This is a genomic window from Leisingera sp. S132, assembly GCF_025144465.1.
Lineage (GTDB): Bacteria > Pseudomonadota > Alphaproteobacteria > Rhodobacterales > Rhodobacteraceae > Leisingera.
The window spans coordinates 2017414-2032061 of sequence record NZ_CP083553.1 but is presented as its reverse complement, the minus strand read 5'-3'; the positions used below and the strand labels follow the sequence as shown (position 1 = coordinate 2032061).

Sequence of the window (14648 nt, the reverse complement as noted above, 5' to 3'; positions counted from 1 at the left end):
TCAGGAACGGGCTGCCGGTACCGGCGGCCCGTTTTCCTGTGTGAAATCAAGGCGAAGATATGAATATGGAAACGACCACCCAGGCAATTCATCCCGAGGCCGCCGCTTCCGCTCCAGCTCCTGCGAACTGCGTGATCGAGGCCCGGAACCTGGACCTGACATTCCAGACAAATGATGGCCCGGTGCACGCGTTGAAGGATGTGAGCCTGGAGATCAACAAGGGCGACTTTGTCTCCTTCATCGGCCCGTCGGGCTGCGGCAAGACCACCTTTCTGCGCTGTATCGCGGCGCTGGAAACACCAACCGGCGGCAGCCTGTCCGTGAACGGCATGACCCCGGATGAGGCACGGCGGAACCGGGCCTATGGCTATGTGTTTCAGGCAGCGGGGCTTTACCCCTGGCGCACTATTGCCAAGAACATCAAGCTGCCGCTGGAGATCATGGGATATTCCAAGGCAGAACAGGAGAAACGTGTTCAGCAAGTCCTTGAACTTGTTGAATTGTCAAGCTTTGGCGGCAAGTTTCCCTGGCAGCTGTCCGGCGGCATGCAGCAGCGGGCCAGCATCGCGCGGGCGCTGGCGTTTGATGCCGACATTCTATTGATGGACGAGCCTTTCGGGGCGCTGGATGAGATCGTGCGCGACCATTTGAACGAGCAGCTGTTGAAGCTGTGGGCGCGGACCAACAAGACCATCGGCTTTGTCACCCACTCGATCCCTGAGGCGGTGTACCTGTCCACCAAGATCGTGGTGATGTCGCCGCGGCCGGGGCGGATCCATGATGTGATTGACAGCACCTTGCCCAAGGAACGGCCGCTGGATATCCGCGACAGCCCGGAGTTCATCGAGATCGCCCACCGGGTGCGCGAGGGCCTGCGGGCGGGGCATGGCGATGACTGAGTTCGTCAGCCGGACCCGCCGGAATTGGGGGGTGGCATCTGTGCACCCCCTGTGCACCGCCTGTGCACCGGGCGGCAGCCAAATGGGGAGGGCGCGGTCATGAAAAGCCTCGTTGCCGTCCTCACCGTGCTCGCCGCCATCATCGCCTTCTGGTACGCGGCCTGCGTGCCGATGAACATCAAGGGCGTGCTGGATCAGGCGGAGCGGGCAGGGGTGGAAGTCACCCCCGCCACCGCAAAGGAACGCCGGGACAGGGGTGAGATCGGGCTGGTGGTGAAGAACACATTTGCCATCGGCGACACCTGGGTGCAGGAACGCCCCCGTCTGCCCGCGCCGCATCAGGTGGCGGTGGAGCTGTGGGAGACCACGGTGGAGAAGAAAATCACCTCAAAGCGCAGCCTGATCTATCATGCGCAGGTAACGCTGAGTGCAACGCTGCTGGGGTTTGCCATCGGCACCGGGCTGGGCATTCTGCTTGCGGTGGGAATTGTTCACAGCCGCGTCATGGATATGTCCGTGATGCCCTGGGCGATTGTCAGCCAGACCATCCCGATCATCGCGCTGGCGCCGATGATCATTGTGGTGCTCTATTCCATCGGGGTGCAGGGGATCATCCCCAAGGCGGTGATCTCGGCCTACCTCAGCTTCTTCCCGGTGGTTGTCGGCATGGTGAAGGGCCTTCGGGCGCCGGATGCGATGCAGCTGGACTTGCTGAAAACCTATAACGCCAACACGAACCAAGGGTTCTGGAAGCTGCGGCTGCCGTCCTCGATGCCCTATCTGTTTGCGTCGCTGAAGATCGGCATCGCCGCTTCGCTGGTGGGGGCCATCGTCGGTGAGCTGCCAACCGGTGCGGTTGCGGGCCTTGGCGCGCGGCTCTTGGCGGGCAGCTACTATGGCCAGACCGTTCAGATCTGGTCGGCGCTGTTTGCCGCAGCGATCCTGGCGGCGGCGCTGGTGGCGCTGCTGGGGCTGATCGAGAAGGTTGTCTTGAACCGGATGGGGGTGCGGGCATGATACTGGTGATCCTTGCAATCCTCGTCTGGTGTCTGGGGTGGTGGCTGAACAGCCGGCTGGCGAACAGCCCGGCCTCTAAAACCCGGGCGGTGCAGCTGCTGGTGCCTGCGATCTTCGGCATCACCGTGCTGGTGGTCTGGGAGCTGCTGGTCAGGGGGCTGGAGGTGTCGCTGGTAATCCTACCGGCGCCGACAGTCATTGCGGCGCGCTTTGCCTCCAGCCTGCCGATCCTGTGGGAGGACTTTGCCCAAACCATCCTGAAAGGCGCGCTTGGCGGCTATGTGATCGGCTGCGGCGCGGCGTTTCTGACCGCGATCCTGGTGGACCGCAGCGATTTCCTGCGCCGGGGCCTCTTGCCGGTCGGCAACTTTGTGGCGGCGCTGCCGATTGTCGGCACCGCGCCGATCCTGGTGATGTGGTTCGGGTTTGACTGGCATTCCAAGGCCGCGGTGGTCGTGGTCATGGTGTTCTTTCCGATGCTGGTGAACACCGTGGCGGGGCTGCGCGAGACCTCGGCCATGCAGCGCGATCTGATGCAAACCTATGCGGCGACCTACTGGCAAGCGTTTTTCAAGCTGCGTCTGCCAGCGGCGCTGCCGTTTGTGTTTAACGGGCTGAAAATTTCCACCACCCTGGCGCTGATCGGAGCGATTGTTGCGGAGTTCTTCGGCTCGCCCACCGTCGGCATGGGGTTCCGCATTTCCACCAGCGTCGGCCAGCTGGCACTGGACATGGTCTGGGCAGAGATTGTGGTGGCGGCGCTGGCCGGGTCGGCCTTCTATGGACTGGTGGCGCTGATCGAGAAGAGCTTTACCTTCTGGCACCCGTCACAGCGGGGCTGAAAGTTGAACCGTCCCGCCGCCTGCGGGGCGGTTTTTTGCGGAAATCTTGCGCGGGGTGCCGGCAAAGGCTGGCCTCATAAAGAAAAAACTTTGAACGAATGGTCAAACCCGGGCAAGCTTCACATCATAATCAACAGGGAGAACGAGACATGAAACATCTGATGACGGCGGCAGCGCTGATGATGGGGGCCGCGGGGGCGGCGCAGGCGGCGGATGACGTCACGCTGCAGCTGAAGTGGGTGACCCAGGCGCAGTTCGCAGGTTATTACGTGGCGCTGGACAAGGGGTTCTATGAAGAAGAGGACCTGAGTGTCACCATCCTGCCAGGCGGCCCCGACATTGCACCGACCCAGGTGATTGCCGGCGGCGGCGCGGATGTGACGGTGGAATGGATGCCTGCGGCACTGGCCGCGCGGGAAAAGGGCCTGCCGCTGGTCAATATCGCGCAGCCGTTCAAGTCCTCCGGCATGATGCTGACCTGCTGGAAGGACACCGGCATTGCCGCGCCTGCTGATCTGGCCAACCGCACTCTGGGTGTCTGGTTCTTTGGGAATGAATTCCCCTTCATGAGCTGGATGAGCCAGCTGGGCATTTCCACCGAAGGCAAAGGCGAGAGCGGTGTGGAAGTGCTGAAGCAGGGCTTTAACGTCGATCCGCTGCTGCAGCGCCAGGCGGACTGCATCTCGACCATGACCTATAATGAATACTGGCAGGTCATCGATGCGGGCGTTTCGCCGGATGAACTGATCACCTTCAAGTATGAGGACCAGGGCGTGGCGACGCTGGAAGATGGCCTGTATGTGCTTGAGGAGAACCTGAGCGATGAAGCCTTTGCCGGCAAGATGGAGCGTTTTGTGCGGGCCTCGATGAAGGGCTGGAAATACGCCGAGGAAAACCCGGACGAGGCAGCAGAGATCGTGCTGGACAATGACGCCTCCGGTGCCCAGACAGAGACCCACCAAAAGCGTATGATGGGCGAGATTGCCAAGCTGACCGCGGGCAGCAACGGCGCGCTGGACCCGGCCGACTATGAGCGGACCGTGTCGACCCTGATGGGCGGCGGTTCGGATCCGGTGATCACCAAGGCACCCGAAGGGGCCTGGACCCATGCGATCACTGACGCTGCACTGAAGTAAGCCGCGGCAGCAGACAAGCACTACGGGCCCCGCCGGATCCGCTCCGGCGGGGTTTTGCATTCGTTGCGCCTGAATTGGTTAAATTTGCAACAAAATTGCCGCTTGGCAAAAATACACCCTAGAGTTGTTCAAATTTGTGTTAGCGTGACCTCATGGGAGAGATGTGCGGACGTATCTCTGAACGGGGGAGGCCTGCTGGCAAGGCGCAGCAGCACCTGTGTCTTTGTTCCCGGTCCGATGCCGCCGAATGCCGGTCCAAGTATACCGTCAAGGGGCGGTTTGCCCTGCTGGATGTGGGCTGCCGGAGCACAGCCTTGCCCCTGATGTCACTGTGCCAGGAGGCGCATGGGCGGAAACTGGCGACAGGCCGGGCGCAGATCCTTGTGCTGTATGAGCTGGAACCTCCGGGACTGGACGAGGCTGGCACCGTGCACAGCGATATTGTGCCGGTTTCTGTCTGCAAGCTGGAAAAGATCACCCATGCCGATCTGCTGCATGGGCTGGCCTCGGGTTTTGATGTGATTTACCTGCAGGCCTGTTCGGCGCCGCAAGGGAAGGATCCGCAGCGGCTGGAGGTGGATCTGGTGCGCGCTCTGGGCGGTTTGGGCCGGATCCTGCTGTTCAACGGTGCCGCGGGGCTGGACCGGCGGCTGGCGGCGCGGCTGCTGCCGTTTCCGTCGGTTGCCCCGGAAGTGCTGGCGGTGGGCAGCCGCCGGGATACGGCGCGGGCCAGTGCCGCTGCGCTGCTGCCTGCCAGCACCGGCCACGCAGAGCTGCCGGATCAGGCGCCTTACGGCTCTGTCAGCCTGGATGAGGACCTGTGCAACAGCTGCAACAGCTGTGTCTGGGTTTGCCCGTCAGATGCGCTGAGCCTGACGGAGAGCGGCGGCGCGCTGAGCTTCGTGGAATCGCTGTGCACGCAATGCGGTTTGTGCGTCTCGATCTGCCCGCAGCGGGCGCTGAGCATGATGCCGGGCATGGACCTGACCGCCTATGCCGTGCTGCCGCATCTGCTTGCCGGAGAGGGCGGGCAGATGGAGCCCACTGACGCAGGCGGAGCCGCGGCGGAGGACCCTGCCGCAATGGAGCCCCCGCCTGCGGAGACAGGTTTGCCATTTGCCGAAGTATCACTCACCCCTGTTCCAGAAACCCGCCATACTGGCCGCGTTTGAAGATCAGCCCCTTGCCGGGGCGGGTGGTGACACGGGCCACTTCGCCGATGACAATGGTGTGGTCGCCGGCCGGATGGGCGGCATGGCGGCGGCAATCGAAACGGGCGATCACCCCGTCCAGCGCGGGTGCGCCCAGCTCGCTGGGCTGCCAGTCCGCCGCGGAGAAATCCTCGCCAAAGGCGGCAAAGTGCTTGGCCAGCGGCAGCTGATCCTCTGCCATCACATGGATCGCAAAGTTTTCTGCTGCGACAAAGGCATCGTGGCGCAGCGAGGCCTTGGCCGGGCACCACAGCATCAGAGGCGGCTCCAGTGAGACTGAGGTGAAGCTGTTGACGGTGATGGCCAGCGGCCCGCGCGGGGTCTGTGTGGTGACAACTGTCACCCCGGTGCCAAAGCAGCCGAGCGCATCGCGGTAAGCCCGGGCGGTGTCCGGCCCGGGAATAAAGCTGGTGTCGGCCATCTCGCGCGCCTTTTGTTCGTTCCGGGCAGTGACCTGCCACGCATGGCCGCGATTGTCTACCTAGTTCATGTCCTCAATGAGGCGGCCGTGCCTGCGGGTTTCCTCAAGCACCGCACCAAAGGTATTGAGCCCGCGCGCCTCCAGCATCGGCAGCATCTTGCAAAAGACCTCTGCGGTGGCGCGGGCGTCGCCCATGGCGGTATGGCGCAGGGCCGGCGGTATGGTGACATCCAGCCGGTCGCACAAGGCATCCAGCGTGTGTTCCTGCGACGCGCCGAACAGAACCGCGCTCAGCAGCACAGTATCCAGAACCGGCTGGTCCCAGGTCACGCCGGTGCGTTTGGCGTGGCGGTGCAAAAAGGCCATGTCGAAGGGGGCGTTGTGGGCCACGATCACCGCGTCAGAGGCAAAGCGGTAGAACTGGCGGGCCGCGCTGGCAATGCCGGGGCGTCCGCGCACCATGGTATCGGTGATGCCATGCACCTTGGAGGAGGCCGCGGGGATAGGGCGGCCGGGGTTCACCAGGGTCTCAAAGGTTTCGCCTTCGATAATCCGGCTGCGCACCACGCGCAGGGCGCCGATCTGAACGATCTCGTCCTTGTGCGGCAGCAGGCCGGTGGTCTCGGTATCGAACACCACATAGCTGAGGGAGCTGAGCCTGCGGGTGTCCAGGTCCGCGTGCTCTGTGTCGAGCAGCGCGAAATCATAGGTCAGCGGCCGCGGGTCCTCAGGTGCGAGGCCCGCATGGGCGCCCTCGAACAGGATGATATAGCCCGGAGCGCCGCCCAGAGGCTTCAGGCGCAGGTCGAACACCTGGCTTCCGCTGGCGCTTTTTACATCGGCCTGAACCTCCATGCCGCTGCGCACCAGGCGGCCGTAAGCGGCCTCCAGCCCGGTCAGGTCCAGATAGTCGGACAGCGGTGCGTTCAGGCGCGGCGGTGCCTCTTGCGCCAGCACTGCCGCGGCCTGGCCGTCATAAAGCACGATCTGATGCGCCGGGCTGGCCATCACGGTGGCAATGGGGATGTCGGTCAGCAACGCCGCCAGCCGGGTCTTCTCGGCTTCCAAATGCTCGGTTTCGCGGGCAATGGCTTCTGCGGCGTTCAGGGCGGAGGCGCCCAGCTGGCCGGCCAGGCCCTCGGCAGCGGCGGCAAGGTCGCCCAGATAACGGGCGCCATGGGTGTTCAGGTCCTTGCTCACACCCGCGTGGGCACGGGCGCGCATGCCAGCCGCCAGCCGCTCGATCGGTTTGGCGACGTTCTCGTCGAACAGCAGCCAGACCCCGGCGCAGAGGCCAAGGAAGGCGAAGGTGCTGAGGAGGCCGGAAAAGATGAAGGCATCCGACAGCCCCGGCTGGCCGGCGCGGCTGTAGCCGGCCCAGAGCGCGCCGCCGGTGACGGTGATGCCGCCAAACGCCAGCAGGCAGAAAAACAGGAAGATCCGCAGCCGCAGTGACAGGCGTGTATGCATGGCTATCCTCCGCAGGCGGTGGTAAGAATGGCATCATCGGCCTCTGCCGCGACCCAGTCCAGCCCCTTGAGCAGCCCGTCTCCGGAAAAGGCGGCTGTGCCTCCGGCCAGCGCGCGGCGCCACTTGCCGCAGTCCAGAACTGCAGCCTGTTTGCTGACCGGCGCCCAGCGGCCGAAGAAGTAGAGGTCCGCCAGAAACATCTGCGGGTGCGCGCTGTGGCTTTTCATCGTGGCGGTATCCACTGCAGCGAAACGGTCCACGTAGGGCACCACCTGTGTCCAAGGGCGGTAAAGGCTGCGGTTCTCGACGGTTTCCGCCACGGTCACGCCTTCAGGCAGGGCGGCCTTGGTGCGGCTGTACCAGCCATATTCCGAGGCGATGGTCACGCCGATCATTGCCAGCCCTGCTGCCACGGGCGCCATCCAGCGCGGCAGGCGGCCCTTGAGTGTTCGGTTCAGCAGCATCACCACGCCGGCCGCGGCAATACCCGCAAAAATCACCGCAATAAGTTCTAGAAACATCCGATCTCCCCGAAGGCCCAAGGCCTATTCTTCTTTGCTCATGTACTAGCGCCGCAGGCTCCGGCGCCAACGGCAAAACGCAGGTGTCAGCTTAACATGCCTTTGCCGTGCCCGGCTGCCGATTGCATCGTCTTTACAACAACAAAGGCGTCGCGCAGATGACTTCGTTCAAAATCTGAAAGATCCGAGGGCGCCAGATAGTTGTCCGGTGCCTGGGCGCTTCGGATCTGCGCCGCCTGATGCTCCAGCCGGGTCTGGGCGATCAGGTCATAGGCGTCCATGAGGTCGCGCGCGCCGGAGGGGCTGAGCACGCCTGCGGCCTCTGCCGCTTCCAGGCGGGCGCGGGTGTTGACCTCAGCCAGCTGCCCCTGCAGCGCGTAGATGCGGCCCAGGTCCACCACCGGCACGACGCCGTTGTGTTTCATGTCCAGCGTATTGCGGTGCTCGCCTGAGCGGATCGTGGCCAGCCCGCGCAGCAGGCCCAGGGGCGGCGTGTGTTTCAGCGAGTTGGCGGTCATATGGGCGGTGAAGATCGAGTTGGCGCTGGCGGCCTTCAGGGTTTCCTGCTGCAGGTTCGCAAACAGCGCGGTGTCACCGCCGATGGGGCGCAGGTCGAACATCACCGAGGCCAGCATCTGCGCCTCCGGGTTCGGCTTGGCGATCCAGCCCCGGAAATAGTCGCGCCAGACATGCAGCGGCTGACGCCAGCGCGGATTGGAGGCCATCATGTCACCGGGGCAATAGACATAGCCGCAGGCGTTGAGGCCGTCGCAGACAAACGCCGCAAGCTGTTCGAAATAGGCGTCGTCTTCGGGCGCCAGGCCGTCGGAGAGGATCAGGCAGTTGTCCTGATCGGAGACGCCGGTCTGCTCCCGCCTTCCTTGCGAGCCGCAGGCCAGCCACAGGTAGGGGACGGGCGGCGCGCCCAGCTGCTCCTCGGCCAGGGCCAGCAGGCGGCGGGTTGCGGTGTCGGCGATATCGGTAATCAGCCGCGTCACCACCTCATGCCGGTTGCCGCCCGCCACCAGCTGCACCAGCAGGCGGGGAATTTCGGCAGTGACTTTTGCCATCTCGTCAGCGGATCCTGCGCGGGCGATGCTGGAGACCATTTCGCCCGAGCTGACAGCCTGGAACCGGGTAAGGTCGGTCTGGGTGACGATGCCCACCAGCTTCCCGCCCTCGACCACCGGAATGTGGCCGATGCCGTGCTCCATCATCATGTGCAGCACGTCGGAGCCGATGGCGGAGGGCGCCAGGGTCAGCGGATCCGGGGTCATCACCGTGCTAACCGGGGTGGAGATGGGTTTGCCCGCAGCCAGGATTTTGGCGGTCAGGTCGCGGGTGGTGAGGATGCCTTGCAAGCGGTGCCCATCGGTAACGCAGACCGACGAAATACGGCGGTCGCGCATCAGCTGTGCCGCGCCCTGGCAGGTGAGGCCGCTGGAGCAGGTGACGGGATCGCGGGCCATGATGGTCTCTACCCGAGTGGTGGCGAGGCTGCTGCCCTCGCGGCTGCCGGGGCGGCGGCGGTCGAAGAATTTGGCCACTTTGGGCTGGCTTGCCATCAGGGCGTGGAAGTCTGCCTTGGGCAGCAGCAGCAGGATCGAGTCCGTGGTAGTCCGGGCAGAGGTTACCGCTTTGCCGCCGCGGGTCAGGCCGCGCTCGCCGAAGGAATTGCGGGGGCCGAGGATGGAAACGGGGATGCCGTTTTCGTCAGTCACTTCCACCTCGCCGGTGTGGACAAGGTAGAGACCATCCAGCGCCTCGTTCAGCGCATAGACGGGATTGCCGGCGGTGGCGTCGATCTGGCGGAACTTTGGGGCGAGGTCCTGCAGCAGCGCGGGTTCCAGGCTGTCGTAGGGGTGAACCGAGGACAGGAAGCGGAGCAGGGCGGTTTCGGAAAGGGGCATTCGCTTGTGTCCTCTTGAACTGTCTTTCCCGGGCCGCAGGCCCGGATTGCCCCCGACCCGCCCCCCAGGGCGGGGGCAATTCTTAGTGTTTTCTAATGACCGCTATCCCGGGCGTCTTAAGGAAAAAATGGCCCCGTCAGTGAAACACCAGACGGGACCATGAGGAAAGAGGCGGGCCGCTGGGAGGCAGCCCGCCCAGGGGAGGTCAGTGGTCCTGTGCGGCACCTGCGCCGCGCGGGATGCGGACGCTTTCCACCAGCTCTTCGATCTCGGCCGGGATGGCCTCGCTCGACTTGGAGACGATGAAGGCAACTGCGAAGTTCACCATCGCCCCGATCGCACCGAAGGAGGTGGATTTGATGGTGCCCAGCAGCGGGTCCGCATCGGTGAAGGAGTTGGTGTCCGGAATGAACAGCCAGCCCTTGTGCAGGAAGATGTAGACCAGGGTTACGATCAGGCCTGCCAGCATGCCGGCCACGGCGCCTTTGTTGTTCACCTTGGTGAAGATGCCCATCATCAGCGCAGGGAAGATCGAGGCAGCGGCCAGGCCAAAGGCCAGCGCCACGGTCTGCGCGGCAAAGCCCGGCGGGTTCAGACCCAGGTATGTTGCCACCGCGATGGCCACGGCCATGGCGATACGGGCCGACAGCAGCTCGCCTTTTTCCGAGATGTTCGGGTTGATCGAGCCCTTGATCAGGTCGTGCGACACAGCCGAGGAGATCGCAAGCAGCAAGCCCGCCGCGGTGGACAGAGCAGCCGCCAGGCCGCCTGCGGCCACCAGACCGATCACCCAGCCCGGCAGGTTGGCAATCTCAGGATTGGCCAGAACCAGGATATCGCGGTTGAAGTTGGTCAGTTCATTTCCGGCCCAGCCGTTGGCTTCGGCGGTGGCCTGCAGATCGGCGTTCTTGTCGTTGTAGTACTGGATCGCACCGTCGCCGTTCTTGTCTTCCCAGCCAAGGAGGCCGGTTTGCTGCCAGGTCGCCATCCAGTCGTACTTGGGATCTTCTTCGATCTGCTGCACGGTGACGGCGCCGCCTTCAATGCCGCCGTTCGGCCACATCATTTCGGTGATGTTCAGGCGGGCCATGGCGCCGACTGCCGGAGCGGTCAGATAGAGCAGCGCAATGAACACCAGCGCCCAGCCGGCCGACCAGCGGGCATCCGCCACTTTCGGCACGGTGAAGAAGCGCATGATCACGTGCGGCAAGCCCGCGGTGCCGATCATCAGCGAGAGCGTAAACAGCACCATGTTGAAGGTGTCGGCGTGATGCGCGGTGTACTCGTTGAATCCCAGTTCGGTCACGATGGCGTCCAGCTTGGCCAGCAGCGGCTCACCCGAAGCGGCGTGGTCGCCGAACAGGCCCAGGGCCGGGATCGGGTTGCCGGTCAGCTGCAGCGAGATGAAGATGGCCGGGATAGTGTAGGCCATGATCAGCACGCAATACTGCGCCACCTGGGTGTAGGTCACGCCTTTCATGCCGCCGAACACGGCGTAGGCGAAGACCACACAGGCGCCGATCAGCAGGCCGGTGGTGTTGGAAACTTCCAGGAAGCGGCCAAAGGCCACGCCGACGCCGGTCATCTGGCCGATCACGTAGGTGGTCGAGGCCACGATCAGGCAGATCACCGCCACCACGCGCGCGGTCGGGGAGTAGAACCGGTCGCCGATGAACTCGGAGACGGTGAACTTGCCGAACTTGCGCAGGTAGGGGGCCAGCAGCAGCGCCAGCAGCACGTAGCCGCCGGTCCAGCCCATCAGGAAGGTGGAGTTGTCATAGCCGGTGAAGGCAATGAGACCCGCCATCGAGATGAAGGAGGCCGCCGACATCCAGTCGGCTGCGGTGGCCATGCCGTTGGTGACGGGGTGAACACCCCGGCCCGCGGCATAGAATTCAGATGTGGAACCCGCGCGGGCCCAGATCGCGATGCCGATGTAAAGCGCGAAAGAAGCGCCCACAAACAGCAGGTTGATGGTAAACTGGTCCATCTTATTCTTCCTCCACGCCGAATTCGCGGTCCAGCTTGTTCATCCGGAACGCGTAGAAAAAGATCAGCCCCAGGAATACCAGGATCGAGCCTTGCTGGGCGAACCAGAAGCCCAGATCGCTGCCGCCGACCTTGATGCCTGCCAGCATCGGGCGCAGCAGAATGCCGAAGCCGAATGAAACAACAGCCCATATGATCAGGCTGACGATGATGATGCGCACGTTGGCCGCCCAATAGCCCTTGTCGGCTTCGGCGGCCTTTGCGGCGTTTGTGGTTTGATCCGCCATGGCGGCTCCTCCTTCTTCCTCCATGCCTGCCGGGCGGGTGCGCCGGGCAGACCTCCTCTGTTTGCCTGCCGCCGGATCTACGGGCGTGCAGGCATGACTCCTCCGGACCGCCAAGGCGGTGCCGATGGGTATTCCAATGTCCGGGGACGGGGTCCTGCCGGGTCAGGGCAGGCCCCGTTTCTTGGTTGTTAGCTGGTGGCCTCGGTCACGATGGCCGCCATGTCCCGGGCGATGTCGTCGATACCGCCCATGGCATCTGTGGTCTTCAGAACGTCCTTGCCGCCGTAGTACGCAATCAGCGGCGCGGTCTGCGCGTGATAGGCCTCCAGCCGGCTGGCAACGGTTTCCGCATTGTCATCGGCGCGGCGTTTCATCTCGGTACCGCCGCATTTGTCGCATTTTCCAGCGACGGCAGGCTGCTTGAAGCTGTCGTGGTAACCTTCGCCGCAGCCGCCGCAGGTGTAACGGCCGGAGATGCGGTCGACCATGGCCGCGTCGTCCACCTCGAGGCTGATCGCGGCGTTGATCTTCTGGTTTGTCTCCGCCAGCAGACTGTCCAGCGCCTCAGCCTGCACGGTGGTGCGCGGGAAACCGTCGAGGATCACGCCCTTGGTGCAATCCGGCTCTGCCAGGCGGTCGCGCAGGATGTTGATCACGATCTCGTCGCTGACCAGCTGGCCTGCTTCCATCACTGCCTTGGCGGCGAGGCCCGCAGGTGTGCCCGCGGCAACCGCTTCGCGCAGCAGGTCGCCGGTCGAAAGCTGCACATAGCCGAATTTTTCTTCCAGCATCCGCGCCTGGGTGCCCTTGCCGGCGCCCGGAGGCCCCAGCAGGATCAGAACGGCGGGGCGGGTCATTACTGCCATATTCATCGGTCAATCACCCCTTGTTCGCACGGTTTTCGATCAGGTCCTCGACCACCGACGGATCGGCGAGAGTCGAGGTGTCGCCCAAGCTGCCGAAGTCATTCTCGGCGATCTTGCGCAGGATGCGGCGCATGATCTTGCCCGAACGGGTTTTCGGCAGGCCCGGCGCCCATTGGATCACATCCGGGCTGGCGATCGGGCCAATCTCGGTGCGGACCCACTGGCGCAGCTCCTTGCGCAGCTCTTCGGACGGCTCGCGGTCGTTCATCAGGGTCACGTAGCAGTAAATGCCCTGGCCCTTGATCTCATGCGGGTAGCCGACCACGGCGGCCTCAGCGACGGCGGCGTGGGCCACCAGAGCGCTTTCAACCTCAGCCGTGCCCATGCGGTGGCCGGAGACGTTGATCACGTCGTCGACGCGGCCGGTGATCCAGTAATCGCCGTCCCCGTCGCGGCGGCAGCCGTCGCCGGTGAAGTAGTAGCCCTTGTAGTCGGAGAAATAGGTTTTCTCGAACCGCTCGTGGTCGCCCCAGACGGTGCGCATCTGGCCCGGCCAGCTGTCCTTGATGCACAGCACGCCTTCAACGCCGTTGCCCTCGATCTCGACGCCCGACTGCGGATCAAGAACCACCGGCTGGATGCCGAAGAAGGGTTTCATCGCAGCGCCCGGCTTCATCGCGTGCGCGCCCGGCAGCGGGGTCATCAGATGGCCGCCGGTCTCGGTCTGCCACCAGGTGTCGACGATCGGGCATTTGCCCTTGCCGACAACCTCGTTGTACCAGGTCCAGGCTTCCGGGTTGATCGGCTCACCCACGGTGCCGAGAGTGCACAAGGACGACAGGTCGCATTTTTCAACGAATTCAGGACCCTGACCCATCAGCGCGCGGATCGCGGTGGGGGCGGTGTAGAACTGGTTCACCTTATGCTTTTCGCAGACCTGCCAGAAGCGGCTGGCATCGGGGTAGGTCGGCACGCCCTCGAACATCAGCGTGGTGGCGCCATTGGCCAGGGGACCGTAGACGATATAGCTGTGGCCGGTCACCCAGCCCACGTCGGCAGTGCACCAGTAGATGTCGCCGTCATGGTAATCAAAGGTGATTTCATGGGTCATCGCGGCATAAGTCAGGTAGCCGCCGGTGGTATGCACCACGCCCTTGGGCTGGCCGGTGGAGCCGGAGGTGTAGAGGATGAACAGCGGGTCTTCGGCGTTCATCTCGGCGGGTGCGCAGTAGTCGTCCGCTTCCAGCGCCATCTCGTTGTAGTCATGGTCGCGGCCGTCGACCCAGGTGGTCTGGCCGCCAGTGCGCTTGACCACCAGGCATTTCACCGTGTCCTTGGTGTGCAGCAGGGCGGCGTCGGCGTTCGATTTCAGCGGCGTGTTGCGGCCGCCGCGCGGGGCTTCGTCGGCGGTGATCAGCACCTTGGCGTCGCAGCCGTTGATCCGGGCTGCCAGCGCGTCGGGGGAGAAGCCGGCAAAGACGATGGAATGAATGGCGCCGATGCGGGCGCAGGCCAGCATGGCATAGGCCGCTTCGGGGATCATCGGCAGATAGATCACCACCCGGTCGCCTTTGCGCACGCCCATGGATTCCAGGATGTTGGCCATCCGGCAGGTGCGGCGGTGCAGCTCCTTATAGGAGATATGCTGGGCCTCGTCCTCGGGGCTGTCCGGCTCCCAGATGATCGCGGTCTGGTCGCCGCGGGTTTCCAGGTGGCGGTCGATGCAGTTGGCGGACACGTTCAGGGTGCCGTCCGCGTACCAGTTGATCGAGACGTTGCCGAAGTTGTAATTCACGTCCTTCACCTGGGTGAAGGGTTTGATCCAGTCGATGCGCTTGCCTTGCTCACCCCAGAACCCTTCGGGATCGGACAGCGAGGCCTCGTACATCTCCTGATACTTGGCGGCATTCACATGCGCGCGGGCAACGGTTTCGTCGGACGGCGGATAGACAGCGTCTGCGTGCAGCGCGTTCATTCGGGTTCCTCCCAGAAATTTATTGGCAAGACAAACGACAACGCTGTGCCGTGGCTGTCAAACCGTTTCCTCCTGGGGGCAGATAATACCGCAGTCTGAAAATT

13 protein-coding genes are annotated in these 14648 nt (G+C 63.9%); 5 read left to right on the top strand and 8 right to left on the bottom strand.

Features of this window, described 5'->3' with window-relative positions; all coding sequences use genetic code 11:
* The first annotated feature begins 59 nt into the window (after nucleotides 1-59).
* From K3725_RS09995 to K3725_RS09975, 5 genes are all read left to right on the top strand, one after another.
* The gene (locus K3725_RS09995) at nucleotides 60-899 is read left to right on the top strand and encodes an ABC transporter ATP-binding protein (RefSeq protein WP_260015172.1); all 840 of its coding nucleotides are present in this window, start codon (nucleotides 60-62) and stop codon (nucleotides 897-899) included.
* A gap of 99 nt (nucleotides 900-998) precedes the next feature.
* Nucleotides 999-1916 carry an ABC transporter permease gene (locus tag K3725_RS09990; protein ID WP_260015171.1) on the top strand — a complete coding sequence of 306 codons (918 nt, stop codon included), beginning with the start codon at nucleotides 999-1001 and terminating at the stop codon, nucleotides 1914-1916.
* Entirely contained in the window at nucleotides 1913-2758 is an 846-nt protein-coding gene (locus K3725_RS09985; RefSeq protein WP_260015170.1) for an ABC transporter permease, read from the top strand. Before K3725_RS09990 ends, K3725_RS09985 begins: the two co-directional genes overlap by 4 nt.
* Nucleotides 2759-2907: 149 nt before the next feature.
* Nucleotides 2908-3894 carry an ABC transporter substrate-binding protein gene (locus K3725_RS09980; protein WP_260015169.1) on the top strand — a complete coding sequence of 329 codons (987 nt, stop codon included), beginning with the start codon at nucleotides 2908-2910 and terminating at the stop codon, nucleotides 3892-3894.
* A gap of 323 nt (nucleotides 3895-4217) precedes the next feature.
* A complete protein-coding gene (locus tag K3725_RS09975) occupies nucleotides 4218-5066 on the top strand; it encodes an ATP-binding protein (RefSeq protein ID WP_260018595.1) in 849 nt (282 codons plus the stop codon).
* On the opposite strand, the gene K3725_RS09970 is transcribed toward K3725_RS09975, so the two are convergent.
* The 8 genes from K3725_RS09970 to acs all read right to left on the bottom strand — a co-directional run bounded on the left by K3725_RS09970 (nucleotide 5026) and on the right by acs (nucleotide 14544).
* The gene (locus K3725_RS09970; RefSeq protein WP_260015168.1) at nucleotides 5026-5526 is read right to left on the bottom strand and encodes a flavin reductase family protein; all 501 of its coding nucleotides are present in this window, start codon (nucleotides 5524-5526) and stop codon (nucleotides 5026-5028) included. The two genes, K3725_RS09975 and K3725_RS09970, sit on opposite strands and share 41 nt — an antisense overlap.
* A 60-nt stretch (nucleotides 5527-5586) precedes the next feature.
* Nucleotides 5587-6996 carry a 3'-5' exonuclease gene (locus K3725_RS09965; protein WP_260015167.1) on the bottom strand — a complete coding sequence of 470 codons (1410 nt, stop codon included), beginning with the start codon at nucleotides 6994-6996 and terminating at the stop codon, nucleotides 5587-5589.
* A gap of 2 nt (nucleotides 6997-6998) precedes the next feature.
* Nucleotides 6999-7517, bottom strand: coding sequence for a hypothetical protein (locus K3725_RS09960; RefSeq protein ID WP_260015166.1), 519 nt, complete (start codon nucleotides 7515-7517; stop codon nucleotides 6999-7001).
* Between the two features lie 86 nt (nucleotides 7518-7603).
* Nucleotides 7604-9427 carry a DUF294 nucleotidyltransferase-like domain-containing protein gene (locus K3725_RS09955; RefSeq protein WP_260015165.1) on the bottom strand — a complete coding sequence of 608 codons (1824 nt, stop codon included), beginning with the start codon at nucleotides 9425-9427 and terminating at the stop codon, nucleotides 7604-7606.
* A gap of 205 nt (nucleotides 9428-9632) precedes the next feature.
* The gene (locus tag K3725_RS09950) at nucleotides 9633-11417 is read right to left on the bottom strand and encodes a sodium:solute symporter family protein (protein WP_260015164.1); all 1785 of its coding nucleotides are present in this window, start codon (nucleotides 11415-11417) and stop codon (nucleotides 9633-9635) included.
* Nucleotide 11418: 1 nt separating this feature from the next.
* Nucleotides 11419-11703, bottom strand: a complete 285-nt coding sequence (locus K3725_RS09945; RefSeq protein ID WP_260015163.1) for a DUF4212 domain-containing protein — start codon at nucleotides 11701-11703, stop codon at nucleotides 11419-11421.
* A gap of 188 nt (nucleotides 11704-11891) precedes the next feature.
* A complete protein-coding gene (locus K3725_RS09940) occupies nucleotides 11892-12575 on the bottom strand; it encodes an adenylate kinase (RefSeq protein ID WP_260015162.1) in 684 nt (227 codons plus the stop codon).
* A gap of 7 nt (nucleotides 12576-12582) precedes the next feature.
* Nucleotides 12583-14544: an acetate--CoA ligase gene (gene acs / locus K3725_RS09935; protein WP_260015161.1), complete on the bottom strand. Its 1962-nt coding sequence runs from the start codon at nucleotides 14542-14544 to the stop codon at nucleotides 12583-12585.
* Nucleotides 14545-14648: the final 104 nt, after the last annotated feature.

Bases quoted from the DNA above. Each gene is read 5' to 3' on its own strand.
- K3725_RS09995 (WP_260015172.1), top strand. From the start codon at position 60: ATGAATATGGAAACGACCACCCAGGCAATTCATCCCGAGGCCGCCGCT.
- K3725_RS09990 (WP_260015171.1), top strand. From the start codon at position 999: ATGAAAAGCCTCGTTGCCGTCCTCACCGTGCTCGCCGCCATCATCGCC.
- K3725_RS09985 (WP_260015170.1), top strand. From the start codon at position 1,913: ATGATACTGGTGATCCTTGCAATCCTCGTCTGGTGTCTGGGGTGGTGG.
- K3725_RS09980 (WP_260015169.1), top strand. From the start codon at position 2,908: ATGAAACATCTGATGACGGCGGCAGCGCTGATGATGGGGGCCGCGGGG.
- K3725_RS09975 (WP_260018595.1), top strand. From the start codon at position 4,218: ATGTCACTGTGCCAGGAGGCGCATGGGCGGAAACTGGCGACAGGCCGG.
- K3725_RS09970 (WP_260015168.1), bottom strand. From the start codon at position 5,526: ATGGCCGACACCAGCTTTATTCCCGGGCCGGACACCGCCCGGGCTTAC.
- K3725_RS09965 (WP_260015167.1), bottom strand. From the start codon at position 6,996: ATGCATACACGCCTGTCACTGCGGCTGCGGATCTTCCTGTTTTTCTGC.
- K3725_RS09960 (WP_260015166.1), bottom strand. From the start codon at position 7,517: ATGTTTCTAGAACTTATTGCGGTGATTTTTGCGGGTATTGCCGCGGCC.
- K3725_RS09955 (WP_260015165.1), bottom strand. From the start codon at position 9,427: ATGCCCCTTTCCGAAACCGCCCTGCTCCGCTTCCTGTCCTCGGTTCAC.
- K3725_RS09950 (WP_260015164.1), bottom strand. From the start codon at position 11,417: ATGGACCAGTTTACCATCAACCTGCTGTTTGTGGGCGCTTCTTTCGCG.
- K3725_RS09945 (WP_260015163.1), bottom strand. From the start codon at position 11,703: ATGGCGGATCAAACCACAAACGCCGCAAAGGCCGCCGAAGCCGACAAG.
- K3725_RS09940 (WP_260015162.1), bottom strand. From the start codon at position 12,575: ATGAATATGGCAGTAATGACCCGCCCCGCCGTTCTGATCCTGCTGGGG.
- acs (WP_260015161.1), bottom strand. From the start codon at position 14,544: ATGAACGCGCTGCACGCAGACGCTGTCTATCCGCCGTCCGACGAAACC.